This is a genomic window from Streptomyces sp. NPDC001796, assembly GCF_042892355.1.
Classification (GTDB): Bacteria; Actinomycetota; Actinomycetes; order Streptomycetales; family Streptomycetaceae; genus Streptomyces.
This window is the reverse complement of sequence record NZ_JBIAUC010000043.1, coordinates 1-3,839: the sequence shown is the minus strand read 5'-3', so window position 1 is coordinate 3,839 and position 3,839 is coordinate 1. Positions and strand designations below refer to the sequence as shown.

The following is a 3,839-nucleotide window of genomic DNA, read 5'->3' as shown; positions in this document are numbered from 1 at the left end:
GTAGGCGTCGCGGTAGCGGCTGCCGTCGGGGTCGTTCCAGAAGTACAGCGGCATCGACGGCATGGGCCGGGTGACGACGAGTTCGCCGACCTGGTCGACGACCGGCCGTCCCGCGCCGTCGTACGCCGCGAGCGCCACGCCGAGGTTGGGGGCCGACAGTTCACCCGCCCAGACGGGGGTGGTGGGGGCGCTGCCGGCGAAGCCGGAGACGACGTCGGTGCCGCCACTGGTGGAGGCCAGCTGGACGCCTGCGCCGACGTGGTCGCGGACCCAGGGGTAGGCGGAGGCGGGCAGGGCGGAACCGGTGCAGCCGATGACGCGGACGGCCGACAGGTCGTGCACGGCGGGGTCGACGCCCAGCTTGGCCATGCCCAGCAGGTACTGGGGACTGGTGCCGAAGACGGTGACCTTGTGGCGGGCCGCCAGCTCCCACAGGACGTCCGGGCGGGCCTGCGGTGCGGGGCTGCCGTCGTAGGTGCAGGTGGTGGCACCGGTCAGCAGGGTGGAGACGACCAGGTTCCACATCATCCAGTTGGTGGTGGTGTACCACAGCAGGCGGTCCCCGACGCCCAGATCACAGTGGAGGCCGAGGGTCTTGAGGTGTTCGAGCAGGACGCCTCCGTGTCCGTGGACGATGCCCTTGGGCAGTCCGGTGGTGCCGGAGGAGAACACGACCCACAGCGGGTGGTCGAACGGCACCGAAGTGATGGTGAGGTACTCGGTGCGGCCGGCCGCGTCCTCCCAGGGAACCGTCAGCCTCGCGGCCCGGGTCGCGGGCCACGCAAGGCCCAGGTGATCCACGAGGACCGTGGCCTTGAGCGTGGGAAGGGCGGCGGCGAGGTCGAGAGAGGCGGCGCGGCGGTCGTGACGGGTGCCGTTGAAGAGGTAGCCGTCCGCGGTGATGAGCACCGTGGGTGCGAGTTGGGCGAAGCGGTCGGCGGCGGCCTTGGGTGCGTAGTCCTGGCCGCACACGGACCACACCGCTCCCAGGGTGGCGGTGGCGAGGAAGGCGATGACGGCGTGGGGCGTGTTGGGCAGGTAGCCGACCACCCGGTCGCCCTGTCCGACGCCCAGGTCGCGCAGGGTGGCGGCGACGGAGGCGACCCGGGCGCGGAGCTGCCGGCCCGTGATCTCGTAGCCGGCTCCGGTCTCGTCCAGCGCGGTGATCGCGGGGGCGTCCGGGTGCAGGTTGCGCAGGGCGTGGTGGGCGTAGTTGAGGGTGGCGCCGGGGAACCAGCGGGCGCCGGGCATGGCTTCCTCGGCCAGCACCCGCTCGTACGGAGTGGTGGCGTCGATGTCGAAGTACTCCCACACCGCGGCCCAGAATCCTTCCAGGTCCGTGACGGACCAGTGGTGCAGGGCCTGGTAGTCGGTCGGGTCCGGAATCCCTTCGGCGCCCTGGTGCCGGGCGGCCCAGCGGGCGAAGTCCGCGATGCGGCTGCGGGCGGCCGCTTGGAGGTCGGGCGGCAGGAAGGGCTCCGGATAGGGCGTAGAGTGCGGGGTGGTCATGGTGTGGTGTTCCTCGTCAGGGTGCGGGCCGGGCTTCGGCGGGGCGGCGGGCCGTGTGCAGCAGGGGAGCCCAGGCGGCGGTGTCGGTGAAGTCGCCGGCACCGGTGGGGACGGTGTCCATCACGACGCGGTCGGGGCGCAGCAGGACGGCGTCCGCCCGGCCGCGCGCCAGCCAGGCGGCCAGCGTGCCGTCGTCGTCCAGGTCGCCGACATGGATCGTGGGTGCGCCCAGTGCCATGGCCACGCCCGTCATCCGTGCCGTGGGCGGCAGGGCGGTCAGTACGGCGAAGGAGTCGCCCAGGATGTCGTCGAGGCGCTCTCGCCTGCCGTCGACGATCACCCAGGGTTGCGGGCAGAAGGTGCCGGCCAGTGAGCGGCCGGTCAGCCGGGGGCGGCGTCGTACCAGCGGATTGGCGGTCAGGGCGGGGCTGAGGTCGCGGCTCACCGCCGCGGTCACGCCTGGGATGCGGCAGGCCGCGCCCACCACGGCGCGGCGGATGGCTGCGCCGCGGTCCTGTCCGCCGGTCATGGCCCAGCCGACGGCGACCGCGACACGGATCACGTGGCGGGCGTGCGGCTTGCGCTCCTGCTGGTAGGTGTCCAGCAGCCGGTCGTCCGCGCCCTGCTGAAGGACGCGGGCGAGTTTCCAGGTGAGGTTGCGGGCGTCGCGCAGGCCCGCGCACAGTCCCTGCCCGATGAAGGGCGGAGTGAGGTGAGCGGCGTCGCCCAGCAGGAAGACGCGTCCACGGCGCCACCGGTCGGCGAGGCGGGCCCGGAAGGTGTACTGCGCCTGCCGGATCACCTCGAAGTCGTCGCCCCCGTGGGCAGCGGACGGCAGGTCGACCCAGGGGGCGACCAGCTCGTGCAGCTGTTCCAGCTCATTCGGGCCGTCCAAGGTCTCACTCTCGGCCAGTCGGAACTCCCAGCGGTAGCGGTCTTCGCCGACTCGCATGAACGTGGCCGGCCGGGTGGGGCAGCAGATCTGCTCGGCGCCTTCCCAGGTGCGCACCGGGAGGCTGGTGCGCACGTCGATGACCCGCCAGCTCTCCTCAAAGTGCAGGTCCTCCCAGACGGCTCCGATGGCGTCGCGGGTGAGGCTGCCCGCGCCGTCGCAGCCGAGCACGGCGTCGGCCCACACGTGCTCCTCCTCGTCGCTGCCGTCGCGGCGGAAGGTGACCCGGACCGGACCCGCGGCAGCGTGTGATCCGTCGGTGTCCTGGTGCACGGACACGACCTCCACCCCGCCCCGCAGCTCGCACTCGGGGCGACGGGCCAGGGCGTCGCGCAGCAGGCGTTCCAGCTCTGGCTGGTCGAACATGCTGGTCTGCGGGAAGCCGTGGTGGCCGTGCAGGGATCGCTGGAACTCAGCGATCACGCGGCGCCGGGCGTCCAGCAGCCGCAACCCGGGCGCCGGCCTGGCGAGGGTGGCGAACTCCTCGTGGACGCCGACGCTCTGCAGGATCCTGCGGACCTCGTCGTCCACGACGACGGCGCGCGGCAGGGGGTAGATGTCCCGGTGGCGTTCGAGGAGCAGGCTGGGCACTCCGTGCCGGGCGAGCAGGAGCGCGGCCGTGACTCCGACGGGTCCCGCACCGATGATCACTACCGGTCTCCGGGATGCGGCGCTCACGTCGCGTCCGCCACAGCGGTCCGCTGCTCTCCCAGGTCGATCCGCCCGTCGGGGGTGGCGATCGAGGCGGTGACGAGGTCACCGTCGCGCAGATACCGGGGGTTCTTGGCCTGGCCGTTGAAGAACGCCTTCCACTTCAGCGCGGGCGGCAGCAGCGCGGCGATCTTTTCGACCGGCTTGGGCGGGGCCTTCAGGGCCGTGCCGCCGGGCGTACCGGTCAGCAGCAGATCGCCCGGGTCGAGGGTCTGGAAGCGGGCGAGCAGGGTGAGTGCCTGCGCGGGCCGCACGATCATGTCGGCCAGGGTGCGGTCCTGACGCGTTACACCGTTCACCGACAGCCGCAGCCGCAGGTCGATCAGACGGTCGAAGTCCTCCGGCTCCAGCAGGGCCAGGTACGGCCCCGTCGGGGTGAAGGTCGGGTAGGACTTGCTCTCGTAGAACTGGGTCTTGGTCAGCTGGACGTCGCGGGCGCTGACGTCGTTGGTCAGGACGAGCCCGGCGACGTACGAAGGAAGGTCCTGCTCCTCGACAACTGTGCCCACCGGGAGCGTCGCGCCCATGACGAGGCCGAGTTCGACTTCGTAGTCGAGGAAGTTCACGTGCGTGGGGCGGACGATCGCATCGTGCGGGCCGCTGACCGAGCCGGACGCCTTACGGAAGAAGGTGGGCGGGATGTCACCGGTGAAGCCCGAATCGCGGG

Annotated in this window: 3 protein-coding genes; all 3 read right to left on the bottom strand. The window is 72.1% G+C overall.

The genetic code is table 11. The annotated features are described in order from the left end of the window. On the bottom strand, window positions 1-1,509 hold a 1,509-nt coding region (locus ACFYZE_RS36035; protein WP_389003908.1), incomplete at its 3' end, for an acetoacetate--CoA ligase. Window positions 1,510-1,525: 16 nt separating this feature from the next. Then, window positions 1,526-3,139: a bifunctional 3-(3-hydroxy-phenyl)propionate/3-hydroxycinnamic acid hydroxylase gene (locus ACFYZE_RS36030; RefSeq protein ID WP_389003905.1), complete on the bottom strand. Its 1,614-nt coding sequence runs from the start codon at window positions 3,137-3,139 to the stop codon at window positions 1,526-1,528. Beyond that, window positions 3,136-3,839, bottom strand: a 704-nt coding sequence (locus tag ACFYZE_RS36025) for a fumarylacetoacetate hydrolase family protein (protein WP_389003902.1), incomplete at its 5' end; no start/stop codon positions are given. The genes ACFYZE_RS36030 and ACFYZE_RS36025, both read right to left, overlap by 4 nt.